Source organism: Maridesulfovibrio zosterae DSM 11974 (assembly GCF_000425265.1).
GTDB lineage: Bacteria > Desulfobacterota > Desulfovibrionia > Desulfovibrionales > Desulfovibrionaceae > Maridesulfovibrio > Maridesulfovibrio zosterae.
The window spans coordinates 88,378-104,467 of the sequence record NZ_AUDC01000016.1 but is presented as its reverse complement, the minus strand read 5'-3'; the positions used below and the strand labels follow the sequence as shown (position 1 = coordinate 104,467).

The window sequence follows — 16,090 nt, the reverse complement described above, 5'->3', positions numbered from 1 at the left end:
GGAGAACGTTATGGGAGGCGGAGGCGGAAAATCACCTTCAGCACCGGCAACACCACCACCGGCACCGCCGGTGACAGCAGTACCGGAGCCACCGAAAATTGATGAGGTTGCACAAAGTGAAGAGGCTGCAAAAGCAAAGCAGATGCGTGAAATGGAAAGACTTAAAAAAGGACGCAGCTCCACTGTGCTGACCAGTGGGCAGGGGGATACTGATCAGCTCGCAACAAAGACACAGAATTTGCAAGCCCAGAAAACCAAGCTTGGACAATAAGCGGAGTATTTATATGACAGAACATCGCTGCCCCGTATGCAAAAGGCTGCTCATGAAAGGAAATATTATCGAAGTTCAAGTTAAATGCCCTAAATGCAAAAAACTTGTGGAACTTAAAGCAGCAGCCAAATAACCAGCTATATTTTGTAAGGACCCTTCGGGGACCAGAGAGGGAAACTTTTGAAAAAGTTTCCCTCTCTGGACTCTCCCTTCAAAACTTTTTAACGGGCTTACGCTCTGAGTATAAAAAGATCGTCAAAATCTATAACAAATCTTGCAAAGAAAATTTTCCATAAACAAAGCGAAGCATAATAAAAAAGTTTCTCTGGACCCCGAAGGGAGCCGAAAGGCTTCTAAAATACAGCTGGAGTCATTTTAACAGAACTAATTTTATAACAGGGTAATATATGAATGATGTGAACAGGAATAAATATACATCCCGTTTGCAGTCGCTTCGTCAGGAGCGCAGCAGCTGGGAGGGGAATTGGCAGGAGATCAGTGATTATATTCTGCCCCGCAAGGGTGTTTATGATGGTCAGCGGCCTAATGACGGTCGCAGAAAAGGTTCTAAAATTATTGATTCAACGGCAACACGGGCATTGCGTATACTGGCTGCTGGTCTTCAGGGCGGTTTAACGTCTCCGGCCAGGCCTTGGTTCCGGCTGGGAATCACGGATCGGGACATGTCACGACATAAGGCTGTGCGTGAATGGATTTCGCAGGTGGAGAGCACTATGTACCGTGCTTTGGCCCGCAGTAATTTTTATTCGTGCGTTCATTCTCTTTATACGGAACTGTCCGGTTTCGGGACCGGTATTCTTTACTGTGAGCCTGATACTGATAGGGGTATCCGGTTCCGTACGCTGACGGCAGGGGAATATTGCCTTGCTACCGATGAGCAGGGACGGGTGGATACAGTCTACCGTGAATTCAAGATGACCGCACGACAGCTTGAAAAGAGATTCGGTATAGATGCTCTTCCTGCAAATGTAAGGACGAGCCTTAGTGTAAACAGGGATCACTGGTTTGATGTACTGCATGTGGTACAGCCTCGTGATGAGTTTGATTCACAGAAGATAGATAAACAGAATATGCCGTTTGAGTCTGTTTTTCTGCTCAGTGGACAGGGCGGGCATGTGCTTTCAGAAAGCGGATTTATGGAAAATCCGTATATGGTTCCGCGCTGGGATACATCCGCTATGGATGTTTATGGAAGGTCTCCGGCTATGGATGTGCTGGCTGATGTAAAGATGCTTATGGAGATGAGCAAAAGTCAGATTCAGGCAGTGCATTTGACCTTAAGGCCACCGATGAAAGTGCCTTCCATGTATTCAAGAAGATTGAATCTGCTGCCCGGTGGACAGAATCCGGTGGAGCAGAATCAGCAGGATTCCATTTCGCCTCTTTATCAGGTCCGTCCGGATCTGGCAGGAGTCAGTAATAAAATTTCAGATGTACGTACGGCTATCAGGGAAGGCTTTTATAACGATATCTTCATGATGATGGCCGGTAGTAATCGCAAAGTTATTACAGCAACGGAAGTTGCCGAGCGGCATGAAGAAAAACTGATTCAGCTCGGGCCGGTAATCGAGAGACAGCATACCGAACTTCTTGACCCGTTGATTGAGCGTGTTTTCGGGATTCTCTACCGCTCCGGCAAATTGCCTGAGGCTCCGTCTATGCTGGATGGTATTGATATTAAAGTTGATTATATATCTGTATTGGCGCAGGCCCAGAAAATGGTTGGTACGCAGTCCATACAGGCTTTATCCGAATTTGTGGGTAAGCTTGCTGCGGTTAATCCTGACGTTCTGGATAAGGTTGATATGGACCGTGCTGTTGATGATTTTGCCGAACTTACAGGAGTTCCAAGCGGTATTGTCCGGTCTAGTGAAGAAGTTGAAAAATTCAGGGATTTACGCAGGCAGTCAATATATGAGCAGCAGCAGATACAGCAGGGGTTTGAAGCGGCATCAAAAGGATCAACGATCATAAAAGATCTTGCACAATCCGGCTATAACCCGGCTCAGGTACAGGGGGTTATGAGAGATGCCGGACAGTTGGCGCAGAGTCTATAGCATGTCAGCTTATTATTTAAATGAAGCGGAGTCATAGCGGCTCCGCTTTTTTATTGCAGATTTTGAGATTGAGTGTTTTAAATACCATTCACAATTAGCCTGAAATATAATTTTATTATAGTGTATATATTATTCAGGGTAGTATCTGTTGCTAAAGTTGATATTTTAAGCTTATACGAAGTTTAAAGTTTCAATGAGGTTTATGGTGTAATCTTTATACATATTAAATTGTCAACTTGAATTCCGCTTTTTCGGGCAAAAGGATAGTTTCGATGCTTGTACTTACAGATCTAACTAGATTTAAAGATAGCGATAATGTTTGTATGGCTATGCTTGATGAAGATAATTGTACATGTTTTCGGCCGCTACCTTATGCAACTCGTACTTTTATAGCTGATAAAAAAATTATGCCCGGAATGATTGTTGACGCTACAATTATTCCTGCTGACGGTGCCAGCGTACCTCATATAGAGGATTGTCGTTTTGAAAATGATGTATGGATGAATCAGGTCGATGAGAAAACTTTTATAGATGTTTTGGAGCGAAGCGCAGTTGATTCTGTAAGTGATGCTTTTGAAGGGAAGGTTACCCCCCGGAACAGGTGTGTACCAGTCGATGATCCGTGCAATAGTTCCATCAGAACAATAAGAGTAGATCCTTTGTCATTAAGCCTTTCAGTTATTGATATAGGGGCTGAGCTTAAACTGCGTATAGGGTTTACTGATTTTTCCGGTGAGAGATATCGTCATACTCCCATTTCAGATTTGTATTTTCATACGTCTGCTATGAACTATGTTAAGCAGGACAGGCTTGATGAGCTTAATGCCCTGCTTGCCGGAGGGGAGGTTGTTTACATTCGGGCCGGCCTTAGCAGACTGTACGAAAGTAAAAGTGGCAAGCAGGGGTACTGGATGCAGGCTAACGGGATTTATACTTTTCCCGGTTGCTTTTTGATTTGATTACAGAATTCTTTTTTTCTTTCTCGCGGAAAAGTAAAGAGCGGCCAATGCTATATTGAAGAGAATACTGATCCCGAGAGCCGCACGCATTGTCTGCGACGATTGCAGCAGGCCTTTTTTCTCCAGCTCAGGTTTTTCTTTCCCTTTTTCGTCTATCGGTATTTCGAACATCAGTTTGTGACCGAGTCCTCCATATACTTCCACTTTCCATACTCCGGGACCGTCAGGCAGAAATGAGAACACTCCGTTCTTGTCTGTCCTGCCGTTCTGATATTCTACTTCTGAATTTTCAGGAGAATATATCAGTACTTCGCCATAAGCTATGGGGTCACCAGATGAGAATCCTGAGCGAAATGTAATGGAGGGGGAGTTTTCTATCATTTCGTATGAAACCCCGTGGGCCCACGATGTTCCGCTGAAGATTATAATTCCGGCCGCAACAAAAAGTGCGGCCGGTATGAATTTACTGAACATTTTTACTTCACTTCAAAAATCAGAGTGGTGCGGATAACGTTGCTGTCGTAGTCCGCAGTAGGATGAGGATCAGTATTATCTACGCGAACCATCCATACGCCGGGAGCGGTTATTTTAACTTTGGTGATCCCGTTACCGTAAGGTTCTGTGGAGTATGCATATGAATTAGGGTTAAGTGTGAAACCGTCATAAGTGGCGAGCATGTTTTTAACTGAAACAGGTTTGCCGTTAAGCAGGGTCTGGAATTCGATTTCATCGCCGACTTTTGCCTGAGTAGGATCGGTCAGAGGAACTATTTCGAGTTTATGACCTAAAACTTTATTAAAGCTTCCGTCAGGTTTGCCCACAGTAATGAGTGTCTTACAGAATTTTTCATATTTACCGCTTGAAATAACTCCCTTCAGACCTTTTTTAGAATGCTCTTTCCACCCCTGAGTGGTCTGGGTCCAGATAATACCTTCACGATGTCCGGCGAGGATAGCAGTTCCTTCAACAGAAGGTGTGATCTGACCGTCCAGAGTCATGAGCATTTTATTTTCATCAAGTTTGACCTTAGTGCTTTTATCCTTCTGGATGAGCTGAACATCAACTTTGTTGAGAGGTTCCATTTCTTCACTGATCATGAAAACATGGGCAGATACAACACTAAATGGAATAACATGACCTTTTTCAGCTGTAAGCTGTACAGGTTTGAGAATGAATTCGTGCGCAAATGCATTTCCGCAGCAAAGAACAGCAATAATACAAGATAGAATGAGAGTACTAACTTTGAAATTTTTCATTATGAACTCCTAATGAATAATTAATGAATGATTATTGAGATGTGCTACGTATTTTAAAAAATTGTGTCAATATTAAAATAAAAAATAAATAATGGTTAAAAAGTGGGCACTTAGTTTGAAAATGTACTTGGTCTGAAAAATAAAAATCCCTCCGAACCAAAGTTCAAAGGGCTTTCTAATCTATGCTTTCAGGGCGGAAATAGGCATGTTTCGGCGAAAAGTTTTTGGGACTCTTAAACTCTTTTTCAAAAAGGGGTTAAGCCCCGGAGGGCCGCGGGAGGCAGGATTTAATCCAGAGTACGGCGATAACGTTTAAGACCCACAACGATTACTACCAGCCAGAATACTGCGATGGGCCAGAGGTGGTGCAGCGACTGTTCCCAGCCTGCTCCTTTGAGCAGTACTCCTCTGATCAGCCGCAGATAATGAGTCAGGGGTAGAACTGAACCTATAGTCTGGGCCCATTGGGGCATTCCTCGAAACGGAAACATGAATCCTGATAGCAGTAGTGATGGTAGAAAGAAGAAAATTGACATCTGCACTGCCTGCAGCTGATTGCGGGCGATAGTCGATACTGTGACACCTACTGTGAGGTTGGCAGCAATAAAAACAGCCGAGTAGACGAAGACTATGAGCGGATTTCCGGTGATTGGTACATGGAAAAGAAAAATGGATGCGACCATAATCAGTATAACCTGAATATATCCTACCAGGACATAGGGCAGAATTTTACCCATCATTACTTCGAGCGGGCGTATGGGAGTGGTCAGCAGATTTTCCATGGTTCCGCGCTCGGTTTCACGGGTGATTGCCAGAGAGGTGATCATGACCAGTGTAAGGGTGAGGATAACCCCCATGAGACCGGGAACTATATTATACTGGCTGATGGCCTCCGGATTATAGTCGGCATGCACGCGCAGATCTACTGCGCTTTCTGTGGGCAGCAGATATTCAAGTGATCCTTTAAGCTCTCGTTCAAGAGCTCGGTTAACTATTTCACGCATAGAATTAACTGCATTACCGGTTGCCATTGGATCAGTTGCATCTGCTTCAAGTAATAGTACCGGCCGTTCCCCGCGCTCAATATTCTGTCCAAACTGCTGAGGAATAGTTAAAACAAACTGAACTTCACCAAGTTCAAGGAGTCTGTTGGCTTCAGTTCTTGAATCAATGAAGCGGTCTAAATTAAAATATGTGCTGGTCTGCATTCCGGCGACAATTGCTCTTGAATAGCGGCTGTTATCTCCTGACAGTACAGCCAGAGGCAGGTGCCTTGGATCGGAGTTTATGGCATAGCCGAAAAGGATGAGCTGGATTAGCGGAATGCCGATCATCATGGCAAAGGTGAGTCTGTCGCGGCGCATCTGCACGAATTCTTTGCCAGCCATAGCCATGAACCTACTGAATGAAAAGAAATGTAGCTTTATCATGGTGTTTTACCCCGCATGAGATCAATGAAAACCTCTTCAAGGCTGGTTTCAGACGGTTCAAATCTATTGTCAGGACCTGCCAGTCTGTTGATCACGCTCTTTATCAGATCATTATCACGACCACTGATGTGCAGGGTGTTACCGAAAGCAACCACCTGATCAATGCCGTCGGTTGCCCGAAGTTTTCCTGTAAGTACGCTAAGATCTGGACCTTTAAGGGTCCATGTATGCAGGCCGGAATCATCAATAAGTTCTTCAAGGGTTCCTTTTGCCAGCAGATCACCATAGGCAATATATGCCAGACGGTGACAGCGTTCGGCCTCGTCCATGTAATGGGTACTGATGAGTGCTGTTATGCCCTGAGCCGCCAGATTATGAACCTCGTCCCAGAAATCACGGCGGGCAGAAGGGTCAACTCCGGCGGTAGGTTCATCCAGCAGCAGAAGGCTGGGACTGTGCAGAGTGCATCCTGTGAGTGCCAGGCGTTGTTTCCAGCCGCCGGAAAGACTGTCGGCAAGTTGATTACTGAACCTGCCGAGGTCCATACGTTCAATGGCATCGGCAACCAGTTTTCTGCGGTTAGGAAGCTGATAGGCTTTGGATAGAAAATCGAGATTTTCTTTAACGGTCAGATCTCCGTACAGGCTGAATCTTTGAGCCATGTATCCTACTTTCGGCTTGATTTTATCAGCTTCAGTAATGATATTGTAGCCAAGGCAGGTTCCTGATCCTGAGTCGGGACTCAGCAGTCCGCAAAGCATGCGGATGAAAGTTGTTTTACCGGAACCGTTCGGACCGAGAAAACCGAATATCTCACCTTTGCGGACCTGCATATCCAGCCCGTTAACCACGGTTTTGGTTCCAAAGGTTTTGGTAACTCCCGAAACGTCTATGACGATCTGGTCATTCATTGCTGCTCCTGAAATATGCTTTTACTCTAGAAAGAAAACCGTCATTGTGTATGAAATTTTCAGCAGAACGGCTCACATCAACGGGTTGTCCCGGATTCAGCAGGATTGCTTTATCAAATGGAGGGTACGCCTCAAGCATGAAGACTAGTTTAGCACGGCTCTGGCTGGAATAAATTACCGGTGGCGTATATTCTGCCTGCGGTGATATATAGGTCAGTTTTACGGGGATAGGTTTAGCAATTCCATCAAAGTTGAGCAGTAGATTTTCACCTATGCTGAAGCTGCCGACGATGGTTTCAGGGACATAGAACCGTATTTTGCGATTTTCAGGAGGTAGTATGGAAACGACAGGTTTGCCTGCCGGAACCCATTCTCCTTCATAACGGATAGTATCGAATACCAGACCGGAGCGGGGAGCGGACTGGGCTTTTTGGTTATAATTCCATAGGGCCTGTTCAAGACGGGCTTTTGCAGCCTCAACTGCTGACTCGGCCGCAGCGATTTCATCTGAACGGGAGCCCAGATTTGCGGTTTTAAGTTCAGAGCTGATTTCGTGGACAAGTTGCTTTGCCTGCTCATAATCCGTCCGGGCCTGATCCCGTTCTTCTTCGGAAATTGTGCGTGATCGATATAGATTAGCTCTGCGTTTGTATTCAGTCGCAGCAAGGGTTTCAGCAGCCTTGGCTTTGCGCAGACGGGCCGTAATAGATGCTAACTCTGATGGTCTGCTGCCTTTGCGCTTATTGGCAAGATCACTTAAGGCTTTGGCAAGCTGTTCGTTTGCTTCATCAACTCCGGCTTTTTCATATTCACGTTCAAGAGTGAATAGTGGATTACCAGCAGTGATCTGATCACCTTTTTTCACATATATTTTATCAAGCTGACCGCCCAGCGGGGAGGCTGCGTATACAAACTCTCCCTCCACATAGCCCTGCCAGACTTCAAGTTCCTCATCGACACATCCGCTTAAAGATGTTGCGCAGAGCAGAAGTATTAAAAAAAATGATTTAACAGCACATGATGTACGGTGAGCTGATTGTGGTTTTAAAAATTTCATTATTTCTAAAAAAGATTGTTTCTTTGAAGTCCAAAGAGGGGAACTTATTTTGTAACTTTTTTTAATGTAAAATAAAGGACTGTTCATTTTGTTAATCCTCCGTTCCAGACCTGACTGCATCTTCGAAAAGTCTGAGATTTCGTTCAACCTGCTCACGCGGATCAAATTCACCGCTGGTGATATGGAAGAGGAATGAGGGGGGAACAACTGTACCCAGTAACATAAATACCACATCCACGGCAGAAATATCAGTTCTTATTTCTCCGATCTGCTGCCCTTTTTCAGCAATTACAGCTGCTGCTGCCCGGTATTCATTTATTATAGACTGTAATCCTTTGCGACGCAGCGAGTCTTTATCAAGAGATGCTTCAGAAAATAGAAAGCGCGGTATGCCCGGATGGTCACAAATCAGTTCAGCATGCCGCCTGGCCAGATTTTTCAGCGCAGCTAAAGGACTGCTTTCCTCAGATGCCGCAAGCTGTGCATTTTCAATAAGTTTCTTGCGTATTATCTCTTTAAGGCCGTGAATAATTTCATTTTTATTTTTATAGTGGCGGTACAGGGCAGAAGGAACAATCCCGCAGGCCTTTGAAACATTATCCATAGTAATTGCAGAAATTCCTCTTGCTGCCAGTTTTAAGGCTTCTTCAGCAATTTGTTCACGTCTTGAAATCCGATCCATTCTTTTGCTCAAAACATTCTCCTTCTTTGTGAAAGTGAATTCACATTAACTTCATAGGCTGGTTTGTGTCAACAAATCTCAATGTGAATTGCTTTGTTTATACTTTTCAGGAAGGCAATATTAAAACTTAGAAATCAAGTTCTGATTTTTTTGGGACCTGATTTAGTGTGTAGCAAAAACGGTGCTTTTGGATTTAATTCTTTGTAATCATAATAATAAAGTTTTATAATATTAATGACTTATGTTGTTGTGGTTGCATATATCTTAGTGGATAGACAGAAAATAGAGTGCTCACTTGACAAGATTTTTATTGCAGAATAAGTTTAGTTCAACATTTAGGAATGGAGTCCAGTATTTTGGAAAAAAATAAAATATCTACATTGCAAAGGTCTATGGTGATCTTGGAATACCTTGCCGATCATGGCACGGCTTCGGCATCAGAACTTATTGAAAACTCGGGTATCCCAAAAAGTACAGCATACCTGCTTCTTAAAGAAATGCTGCAATTGCGGCTTATTTCGCAGGACAACAGAGGGCATTACAGGCTTTGGGTAAGACTCATTGCTTTAGGTGAGCGAGCTTCTGAACAACTGGATATCAGGGAAACATCCCGTCCTCACCTTGAAAGACTGATGGAAACGACCGGATTACTATGTCATTTCGGCATATTTGATGGCGATACGGCTTATTATATTCTTAAAATAGAGTCGCAAGGTTCTATCAGTGTACGTTCATATGTAGGTAAAAGATTGTCCTTGTACCGATCCGGCCTGGGGAAATGTCTGCTGGCATGGCAGCCGGAAGATATGCGCGAAAATATTATTTCTAATACTGTTTTTGAGAGAGCTACACCAACCACAATTGTTACTCCCGAAGCACTGCGTGAAGAACTTACTTTGATCCGTACTCAGGGATGGGGTTTCGATAACAGTGAAGATGAACCTTCTGTGCGCTGTGTTGCAGCACCTGTTTTTGATGCAAGAGCACATATTGCAGGAGCAATTTCAGTTGTGGGGACATCAATGCAGGTTAGTGATGCAGTTGTTCCTGTTCTAAAAGAACAGGTAATGGCCTGTGCTCGTGAAATTTCGAGAGATTTGGGTTGGACTGAGCGGTAGGAGCTTTATGACGTATCTATTGTTCTCAGTCTGTAAGATTAATCTGTAACTTTGGAGAGAGGAAATGAATCTTCCTAAAATTAAAGAAATCAGGGCTTATTATTGCGGAGGAGCTACAGCTAAAGCCGCAGGAGGAGGCGGTGATTATCACGATCAGGCAGGCAGCCACTGGATTGATGATCATATTGCCACTCCTATGAGTAAGTACTCAAAATATGAACAATCCCGTCAGTCATTTGGTATCAATGTTCTGGGTACACTTATTGTTGAAGTTGAAGCAGACAATGGAGTTACCGGATTCGCTATCTCAACCGGCGGAGAAATGGGATGCTTTATTGTTGAAAACCATCTTAACAGATTCATCGAAGGACGTTGTGTAAGCGACATCAAATTGATTCACGATCAGATGATTAATTCCACAATGTACTATGCCGGGTCCGGCGGTCTGGTTATGAATACCATCTCATGCATTGATCTGGCATTGTGGGATTTGTACGGCAAAGTTCTTGATATGCCTGTCTTCAAACTGATGGGTGGTGCTGTCCGTGATGAAATCCAGTTCTATGCAACAGGCGCAAGGCCTGATGCAGCTAAGGAAATGGGCTTTATCGGTGGTAAAATGCCGACTCATTGGGGTCCTCACGACGGTGATGAAGGTGTTCGTAAAGATGCTGCAATGGTAGCTGAATACCGTGAGAAATGCGGTCCTGATTTCTGGCTGATGCTTGATTGCTGGATGAGTCAGGATGTAAATTATGCCATCAAACTTGCTCATGCCTGCGCACCTTACAATTTGAAATGGATTGAAGAGTGCTTCCCTCCTCAGCAGTATGACAGCTACCGTGAACTGAAGCGTAACGCTCCTGCCGGTATGATGGTTACAACAGGTGAGCATCACGGAACTATTCAGTCTTTTGCTACTTTGTCTGAAACAGGTGTGGATATCATGCAGCCTGATGTGGGCTGGTGCGGTGGTCTTACTACACTTACTGAAATAGCTGCGATTGCAAAATCACGTGGACAGCTTGTTGTTCCACATGGTTCATCAGTCTACTCTCATCATGCTGTCATTACCTTCACAAACACTCCGTTCAGTGAGTACCTGATGACCAGTCCTGATTGCCTTGAAGTACGTCCGCAGTTTCATCCTTTGTTATTAGGTGAACCTGTTCCTGAGAATGGACGTATTACTAAAGAGACTCTTGATAAACCGGGATTCGGCGTAGAGCTTAACCGTGATTGCGACATCGTCCGCCCGTATAAGCACTAGATGGCCCATGGATTCGTGGCAGGGACCGCTTTTGCGACAGCCTGAAACGAATATGGGCCACCGGGTGGCAGCCCGGCAGCCCTCTCTCCCATAGCTTATTAATGTATCACGCAACAGGAGATTTGTATGTCACCAAACATCGAGCAAGTTGTCAATAAAACTCGCTTACGTCTTATACCTTTTATGCTTACGCTATACATTTTAGCGTTCCTTGATCGCGCCAATATCGGATTTGCTAAAGTATCTTACCAGATGGACACAGGGTTAGGCGATGGAGCATTTGCGCTCGGCGCCGGAATATTCTTTGTTGCATATGCTTTTCTTGGCGTTCCGGCCAACCTGCTTATGCGCAAGTTCGGTGCAAGAGCATGGATTGGAAGCACAACTCTGGTCTGGGGTGTACTTTCCGCCTCAATGGGCTATGCAGATACTGAATGGAAATTTCTGCTGGTTCGCAGCTTACTTGGAGCTGCTGAAGCAGGTTTTTTTCCGGGTATGATTTATCTTACTTCACAGTGGTTTCCGCAAAAAAGCCGTGCCGGTATAATGGGGCTGTTCTATATGGGGGCTCCGCTTGCTCTGACACTGGGGTCACCTCTTTCCGGAGCACTGCTTGAGATGCATGGTTTTATGGGACATCCCGGCTGGTACTGGATGTTCATAATTGAAGGCGCATTGGCTCTTGTGGCCGGTGTTGCGACTTTCTGCTACCTCGATGACCGCCCGTCCGAAGCAAGATTTCTTTCACAGGTAGAGCGGGATTTATTGCAGAAAACCCTTGCAGCTGAGGAAAGTTCAAAATCTACGTCAAAGATAAGTGATGCGGCACGTAACTGGACAGTCTGGCACCTTGCTATCATTTACATGATTATTCAGATCAGTGTATACGGGCTTGTATTTTACCTGCCTTCACAGGTCGCAGCTCTCATGGGTACCAATGTAGGTTTCACGGCATCGCTGGTAACAGCAATTCCGTGGGTTGCCGCGCTTTTTGGTACTTATTATATTCCAAGATATTCTGATCGGACTGGTGAGCGCAGAAATATCGCTGCTCTCACATTGCTGGTGGCTGGTCTCGGTATCGGCATTTCTGCTTTTGCAAGTCCAGTCGTTGCTATTGTTGCACTTTGTTTTGCAGCAGCAGGTTTTATTGCTGTCCAGCCAGTTTTCTGGACTATGCCTACAGGACTTCTGTCCGGCACGGCTCTGGCGGCAGGTATTGGATTCACAAATATGTTTGGAGCATTCGGTGGATTCCTTGCTCCTAATATCAAGGCTCAGGCAGATCTCTTTTTCGGCAATCATTTAGCCGGACTGGTATCTCTTGCAATAATAACTGTTATCGGATCAATTACGATCATGATGCTACCTAAGAAAGAAGCTCCAAGAGTTGTCTTGAGTAACGCCTAACAGCGAAGATTAAGAATAAATAGAGAAAAGTATGATAATTAAAAACAAATTCAAAGAAGCTATTACTAAAGGAGAGGTGCAGATCGGTTTATGGCTGAGCACTGCATCATCTTATATGGCCGAAATGGCGGCGACTTCCGATTATGATTGGCTTCTGATTGACGGAGAACATGCTCCCAATAATGTGCAGAGTCTTCTTGGACAGTTGCAGGCAGTTGCACCTTATCCTGCACACCCAGTGGTTCGTCCTTTAAAAGGTGATACTGCTCTGCTCAAACAGGTTCTTGATATAGGAGCACAAACAGTTTTGGTTCCTATGGTTGATACCGCTGAAGATGCACGGAATATGGTTGCCGCTCTCCGCTATCCACCAAAAGGGAAGCGTGGAGTCGGGGCAAGTATCGCCAGAGCCTCCCGCTGGATGCGTGTGCCGGATTATATGGCGCATGCTGAAGAGAATCTCTGCCTGCTTGTACAGGCTGAGAGTTGTGAAGCACTTGAAAATCTGGATGAAATTCTTGATGTTGATGGTGTTGACGGTGTTTTTATAGGGCCTGCGGATCTTTCCGCTTCTATGGGACATCCTGATGATGCCGGACATCCTGAAGTTCAGGCAGCCATTGAGCATTGTATCCGTCGTATTCGTGAAAAAGGCAAAGCAGCCGGAACTCTGGCTGTAGATCCTGATATGGCGCATAAGTGCATCGAGTGGGGGGCTACTTTTGTTGCCGTTGCTGTAGATACTATGGCTTATATTGATGCTATAGATGCTGCATTGGTTCCGTTTAAAGGTGCCGGTATCGGCTCTGAGAAGAAAAAATCATATTAACCTGAGAAGTTCTCTTATTAAGGTTCCTCAGACTTTGCCGCTGTACATCTGTATGTCAGTGGAAGGCTGGGGAGCCTTTTGGGTTCGATTGAGCTCTCTTTATTATGCCTGAAGGTCTCCTTTTCCATTTTATTTATTTTCTCACCGCACATATTGAATAGAAAATATTACATATATCTATAGCAGGTATATTGTTTTTAATATAGTTAATACAATTTATTACTATTATGGTTTTTGTGCTGCTGTAAAACTGGTTTACAATTTCGCATACTACTGTATATTCTTACTTAAATTATCTAAGTTAAGTTTACAACAATGTTTATTGTTCACTTTTTCGATAATGGTGTTGGGGGGGACTAGCTAAAATTTACTTTTATAGGGGGAGGGGTTGATGTTTAAGAAACTTAAGATAGGGAGTAAGATTGCTCTCAGTATCAGTCTACTGATGGTACTGATATTTGTCGCATTTACAACTTTTGTGGTTACTAAAACCAGAGACTCATCTAGGATGCAGGCCACTCTCATGGCGGAGGAAATGGCAGGAAAGTATGGGACTCAGGTTAAAAACAGCATAGAAAAGGCCTTAGATGCTTCACAGGCCGGAGCTGCCGCTTTCATTGTTTTTTCCAATCATGGTCCGAAACTGGATCGCGAAATGTGTGACGATTTTGTCAAGCAGTTAACTCTTTCAGATCCCATGTTTTTTGGGACTCAGGCTGTGCTTGAACCTAACGCTCTTGACGGGCGCGATTCAGAATATAAAGGGATTGAAAAATATGGTCCTAACGGCGAGTACGGTCCTTATTACTGGCGCGAAGACGGTACACTTAAGGTTGAAGATCTTATCAAGCTTAACCCTGGAACCACCCGCACATGGTATATGGCTCCCCGTGATTCCATGAGGCCTATTCTTACCGAGCCTTACTACACTCAGGTTGCAAAAACCAATATGGCAACTGTCAGTGTTCCGATTATCAAAAATGGAAATTTTATCGGAATTGTCGGTATTGATTTTGTTCTCAGCTCTTTCCAGAAGATGGTGGATGGCATTAAACCAATGAATACCGGATATGCCTTTCTGGTTTCAAATAAAGGATATTGTGTTGCCCATCCTGACAAAGATCTGGTCGGCAAAAATATAAAAGAAGCTTTTTCAGAAGCCGACCGTGATGAAATTCTCAGTGGAATTGAAAAAGGTAAGTCGTTTCATACAGATATTGTTTCACCTCTTGACGGTAAAGAATACTTCTTCCTTTTTGAGCCTATTGTTATATCCGGAACCTCAACTCCGTGGTCTATCGGGCTGGCAATTCCGACAAGTAAAATTTTTGCTGAAGCAAACAGTTTTCTCAAGCTCAGTACTATTCTTTCAGCTTGTGCCATTGCTCTGGTTATTCTCGTTGTTCTTTTGATTGCCCGCAGTATTTCCAAGCCTATCGGCGCTATGGTCGGCTTTGCACAGGAAATAGCTTCAGGTAATCTGGATGCAAGTACTGATAAAAAACTTTTTGGCGGGGAACTTCTTGATCTTTATGATGCTCTTGCGTCGATGGTTAAAAGTCTTGTCGAGCTGATCGGTACAGCTGAAGAAAAAACCAGTGAAGCTGAGCAGCAGACAGAGGCTGCTAATTTGGCACTTGAAGAAGCCAGAGAGGCTAAGGAAGCTGCTGAGATGGCTAAAGCAGACGGCATGCTTCACGCTGCCAGTCAGCTTGAAGAAATTGTCATGCAGGTTACTTCGGCCTCCGATGAGCTTTCTGCCCAGATTCAGGAAGCAAGCCATGGGTCGGATGTACAGCGTGAGCGTACAACCGAGTCAGCAACCGCCATGGAGCAGATGAACGCTTCTGTTCTGGAAGTAGCTCATAATGCTTCCCAGGCTGCTGAAAGTGCTATGGCTGCAAAAGAAAATGCTGAAAATGGTGGAAGAATTGTTGCAAATGTTGTTTCTTCAATTGCTTCTGTCAGTGAAGCTTCATCCAAAATGGTTTCCGGTCTGAGCGAACTTGGTACACAGGCTGACGGTATTTCTCAGGTCATCACGGTAATTACAGATATTGCAGACCAGACAAACCTTCTGGCTCTCAACGCTGCAATTGAAGCAGCAAGAGCAGGTGAAGCAGGACGTGGATTTGCTGTTGTAGCTGATGAAGTCAGGAAACTGGCCGAAAAAACAATGCAGGCCACGCATGAAGTAGGGCAGGCAGTTCATTCAATTCAGTCTGAAACAAAACGAAATATTGATGAGATGAATAACGCCGCTACGATGGTGTCTGAAAGTACTGAATATGCAAATAGTGCAGGAGAAAGCCTGAATACCATTGTACAGATAGTTGAAGAGACAGCAGATCAGGTACGGGCAATAGCAACAGCAAGTGAAGAACAATCTGCCGCAAGTGAACAGATCAATCGCGGAACGGACGAAGTTAACAGGATTGCCGCTGACACTGCCGGAGCAATGTCTGAATCCATGATTGCCGTTTCAGATCTTGCCCGTCTTTCAGGGGAACTGCAAAAACTCATTGAGGAACTCAAAGACGTTTAAATCTGTTAAGTTATATATGAAAAAAGGGCGGAAAATTCCGTCCTTTTAATTTACATTCTATCCCCGTTTTTTAAAAGCGGGGTTTCTTTTTTAAACAATCTCATGTTCATAAATCCAGTAAGTTTTTCGAATTCATTTTGGGACAGTATACAGAAAGCTTTCGGATAACTTCATACTATTTATTGAGGACGTACTTGATAGGGCAGGATAGTAGCCTTAGTCAGTTAAGAAGAGTTACGGTTTATATGTGTGTATAGACAACGAGCATATTTTT

Annotated in this window: 15 protein-coding genes; 9 read left to right on the top strand and 6 right to left on the bottom strand. The window is 44.3% G+C overall.

All coding sequences use genetic code 11. The features are described 5' to 3' along the window. Nucleotides 1–10: 10 nt before the first annotated feature. The 4 genes from H589_RS0110620 (at nt 11) to H589_RS0110605 (ending at nt 3,308) form a co-directional block, all read left to right on the top strand. Nucleotides 11–271: a hypothetical protein gene (locus H589_RS0110620; protein WP_027721988.1), complete on the top strand. Its 261-nt coding sequence runs from the start codon at nt 11–13 to the stop codon at nt 269–271. A gap of 13 nt (nt 272–284) precedes the next feature. Further along, entirely contained in the window at nt 285–404 is a 120-nt protein-coding gene (locus tag H589_RS20655; protein ID WP_084146968.1) for a Com family DNA-binding transcriptional regulator, read from the top strand. Nucleotides 405–678: 274 nt separating this feature from the next. After that, nucleotides 679–2,349, top strand: coding sequence for a portal protein (locus H589_RS0110610; RefSeq protein WP_027721987.1), 1,671 nt, complete (start codon nt 679–681; stop codon nt 2,347–2,349). Between the two features lie 272 nt (nt 2,350–2,621). Continuing rightward, on the top strand, nt 2,622–3,308 hold the full coding sequence (locus tag H589_RS0110605) for a hypothetical protein (RefSeq protein ID WP_027721986.1): 687 nt from the start codon (nt 2,622–2,624) through the stop codon (nt 3,306–3,308). On the opposite strand, the gene H589_RS0110600 is transcribed toward H589_RS0110605, so the two are convergent. The 6 genes from H589_RS0110600 to H589_RS0110575 form a co-directional block, all read right to left on the bottom strand. Further along, complete coding sequence (locus H589_RS0110600; protein ID WP_027721985.1) at nt 3,309–3,782, bottom strand: hypothetical protein; 474 nt, start codon at nt 3,780–3,782, stop codon at nt 3,309–3,311. Between the two features lie 2 nt (nt 3,783–3,784). Continuing rightward, nucleotides 3,785–4,564 carry a DUF4198 domain-containing protein gene (locus tag H589_RS0110595; protein WP_027721984.1) on the bottom strand — a complete coding sequence of 260 codons (780 nt, stop codon included), beginning with the start codon at nt 4,562–4,564 and terminating at the stop codon, nt 3,785–3,787. A 287-nt stretch (nt 4,565–4,851) separates the two neighbouring features. Continuing rightward, nucleotides 4,852–5,994: an ABC transporter permease gene (locus H589_RS0110590; RefSeq protein ID WP_027721983.1), complete on the bottom strand. Its 1,143-nt coding sequence runs from the start codon at nt 5,992–5,994 to the stop codon at nt 4,852–4,854. Continuing rightward, entirely contained in the window at nt 5,991–6,905 is a 915-nt protein-coding gene (locus tag H589_RS0110585) for an ABC transporter ATP-binding protein (RefSeq protein ID WP_027721982.1), read from the bottom strand. The genes H589_RS0110590 and H589_RS0110585 overlap by 4 nt, the downstream gene beginning before the upstream one ends. After that, on the bottom strand, nt 6,898–8,049 hold the full coding sequence (locus H589_RS19660; protein ID WP_245577113.1) for an HlyD family secretion protein: 1,152 nt from the start codon (nt 8,047–8,049) through the stop codon (nt 6,898–6,900). Before H589_RS19660 ends, H589_RS0110585 begins: the two co-directional genes overlap by 8 nt. A gap of 4 nt (nt 8,050–8,053) precedes the next feature. Continuing rightward, nucleotides 8,054–8,656: a TetR/AcrR family transcriptional regulator gene (locus tag H589_RS0110575; protein ID WP_027721981.1), complete on the bottom strand. Its 603-nt coding sequence runs from the start codon at nt 8,654–8,656 to the stop codon at nt 8,054–8,056. Nucleotides 8,657–9,000: 344 nt separating this feature from the next. On the opposite strand from H589_RS0110575, the gene H589_RS0110570 reads away from it, so the two are divergent. The 5 genes from H589_RS0110570 to H589_RS0110550 all read left to right on the top strand — a co-directional run bounded on the left by H589_RS0110570 (nt 9,001) and on the right by H589_RS0110550 (nt 15,816). Next, on the top strand, nt 9,001–9,762 hold the full coding sequence (locus H589_RS0110570) for an IclR family transcriptional regulator (RefSeq protein ID WP_211225339.1): 762 nt from the start codon (nt 9,001–9,003) through the stop codon (nt 9,760–9,762). Between the two features lie 64 nt (nt 9,763–9,826). Continuing rightward, nucleotides 9,827–11,032: an L-rhamnonate dehydratase gene (gene rhmD / locus H589_RS0110565; RefSeq protein WP_027721979.1), complete on the top strand. Its 1,206-nt coding sequence runs from the start codon at nt 9,827–9,829 to the stop codon at nt 11,030–11,032. 126 nt (nt 11,033–11,158) lie between these two features. Continuing rightward, nucleotides 11,159–12,442 (top strand): MFS transporter, encoded by a 1,284-nt coding sequence (locus tag H589_RS19655; RefSeq protein ID WP_051249719.1) that lies wholly within the window; start codon nt 11,159–11,161, stop codon nt 12,440–12,442. Between the two features lie 31 nt (nt 12,443–12,473). Then, on the top strand, nt 12,474–13,271 hold the full coding sequence (gene yfaU / locus H589_RS0110555) for a 2-keto-3-deoxy-L-rhamnonate aldolase (RefSeq protein WP_035075834.1): 798 nt from the start codon (nt 12,474–12,476) through the stop codon (nt 13,269–13,271). Between the two features lie 391 nt (nt 13,272–13,662). Continuing rightward, nucleotides 13,663–15,816 carry a methyl-accepting chemotaxis protein gene (locus tag H589_RS0110550; RefSeq protein ID WP_027721977.1) on the top strand — a complete coding sequence of 718 codons (2,154 nt, stop codon included), beginning with the start codon at nt 13,663–13,665 and terminating at the stop codon, nt 15,814–15,816. Nucleotides 15,817–16,090: the final 274 nt, after the last annotated feature.

Bases quoted from the DNA above. Each gene is read 5' to 3' on its own strand.
- H589_RS0110620 (WP_027721988.1), top strand. From the start codon at position 11: ATGGGAGGCGGAGGCGGAAAATCACCTTCAGCACCGGCAACACCACCA.
- H589_RS20655 (WP_084146968.1), top strand. From the start codon at position 285: ATGACAGAACATCGCTGCCCCGTATGCAAAAGGCTGCTCATGAAAGGA.
- H589_RS0110610 (WP_027721987.1), top strand. From the start codon at position 679: ATGAATGATGTGAACAGGAATAAATATACATCCCGTTTGCAGTCGCTT.
- H589_RS0110605 (WP_027721986.1), top strand. From the start codon at position 2,622: ATGCTTGTACTTACAGATCTAACTAGATTTAAAGATAGCGATAATGTT.
- H589_RS0110600 (WP_027721985.1), bottom strand. From the start codon at position 3,782: ATGTTCAGTAAATTCATACCGGCCGCACTTTTTGTTGCGGCCGGAATT.
- H589_RS0110595 (WP_027721984.1), bottom strand. From the start codon at position 4,564: ATGAAAAATTTCAAAGTTAGTACTCTCATTCTATCTTGTATTATTGCT.
- H589_RS0110590 (WP_027721983.1), bottom strand. From the start codon at position 5,994: ATGATAAAGCTACATTTCTTTTCATTCAGTAGGTTCATGGCTATGGCT.
- H589_RS0110585 (WP_027721982.1), bottom strand. From the start codon at position 6,905: ATGAATGACCAGATCGTCATAGACGTTTCGGGAGTTACCAAAACCTTT.
- H589_RS19660 (WP_245577113.1), bottom strand. From the start codon at position 8,049: ATGAACAGTCCTTTATTTTACATTAAAAAAAGTTACAAAATAAGTTCC.
- rhmD (WP_027721979.1), top strand. From the start codon at position 9,827: ATGAATCTTCCTAAAATTAAAGAAATCAGGGCTTATTATTGCGGAGGA.
- H589_RS19655 (WP_051249719.1), top strand. From the start codon at position 11,159: ATGTCACCAAACATCGAGCAAGTTGTCAATAAAACTCGCTTACGTCTT.
- yfaU (WP_035075834.1), top strand. From the start codon at position 12,474: ATGATAATTAAAAACAAATTCAAAGAAGCTATTACTAAAGGAGAGGTG.
- H589_RS0110550 (WP_027721977.1), top strand. From the start codon at position 13,663: ATGTTTAAGAAACTTAAGATAGGGAGTAAGATTGCTCTCAGTATCAGT.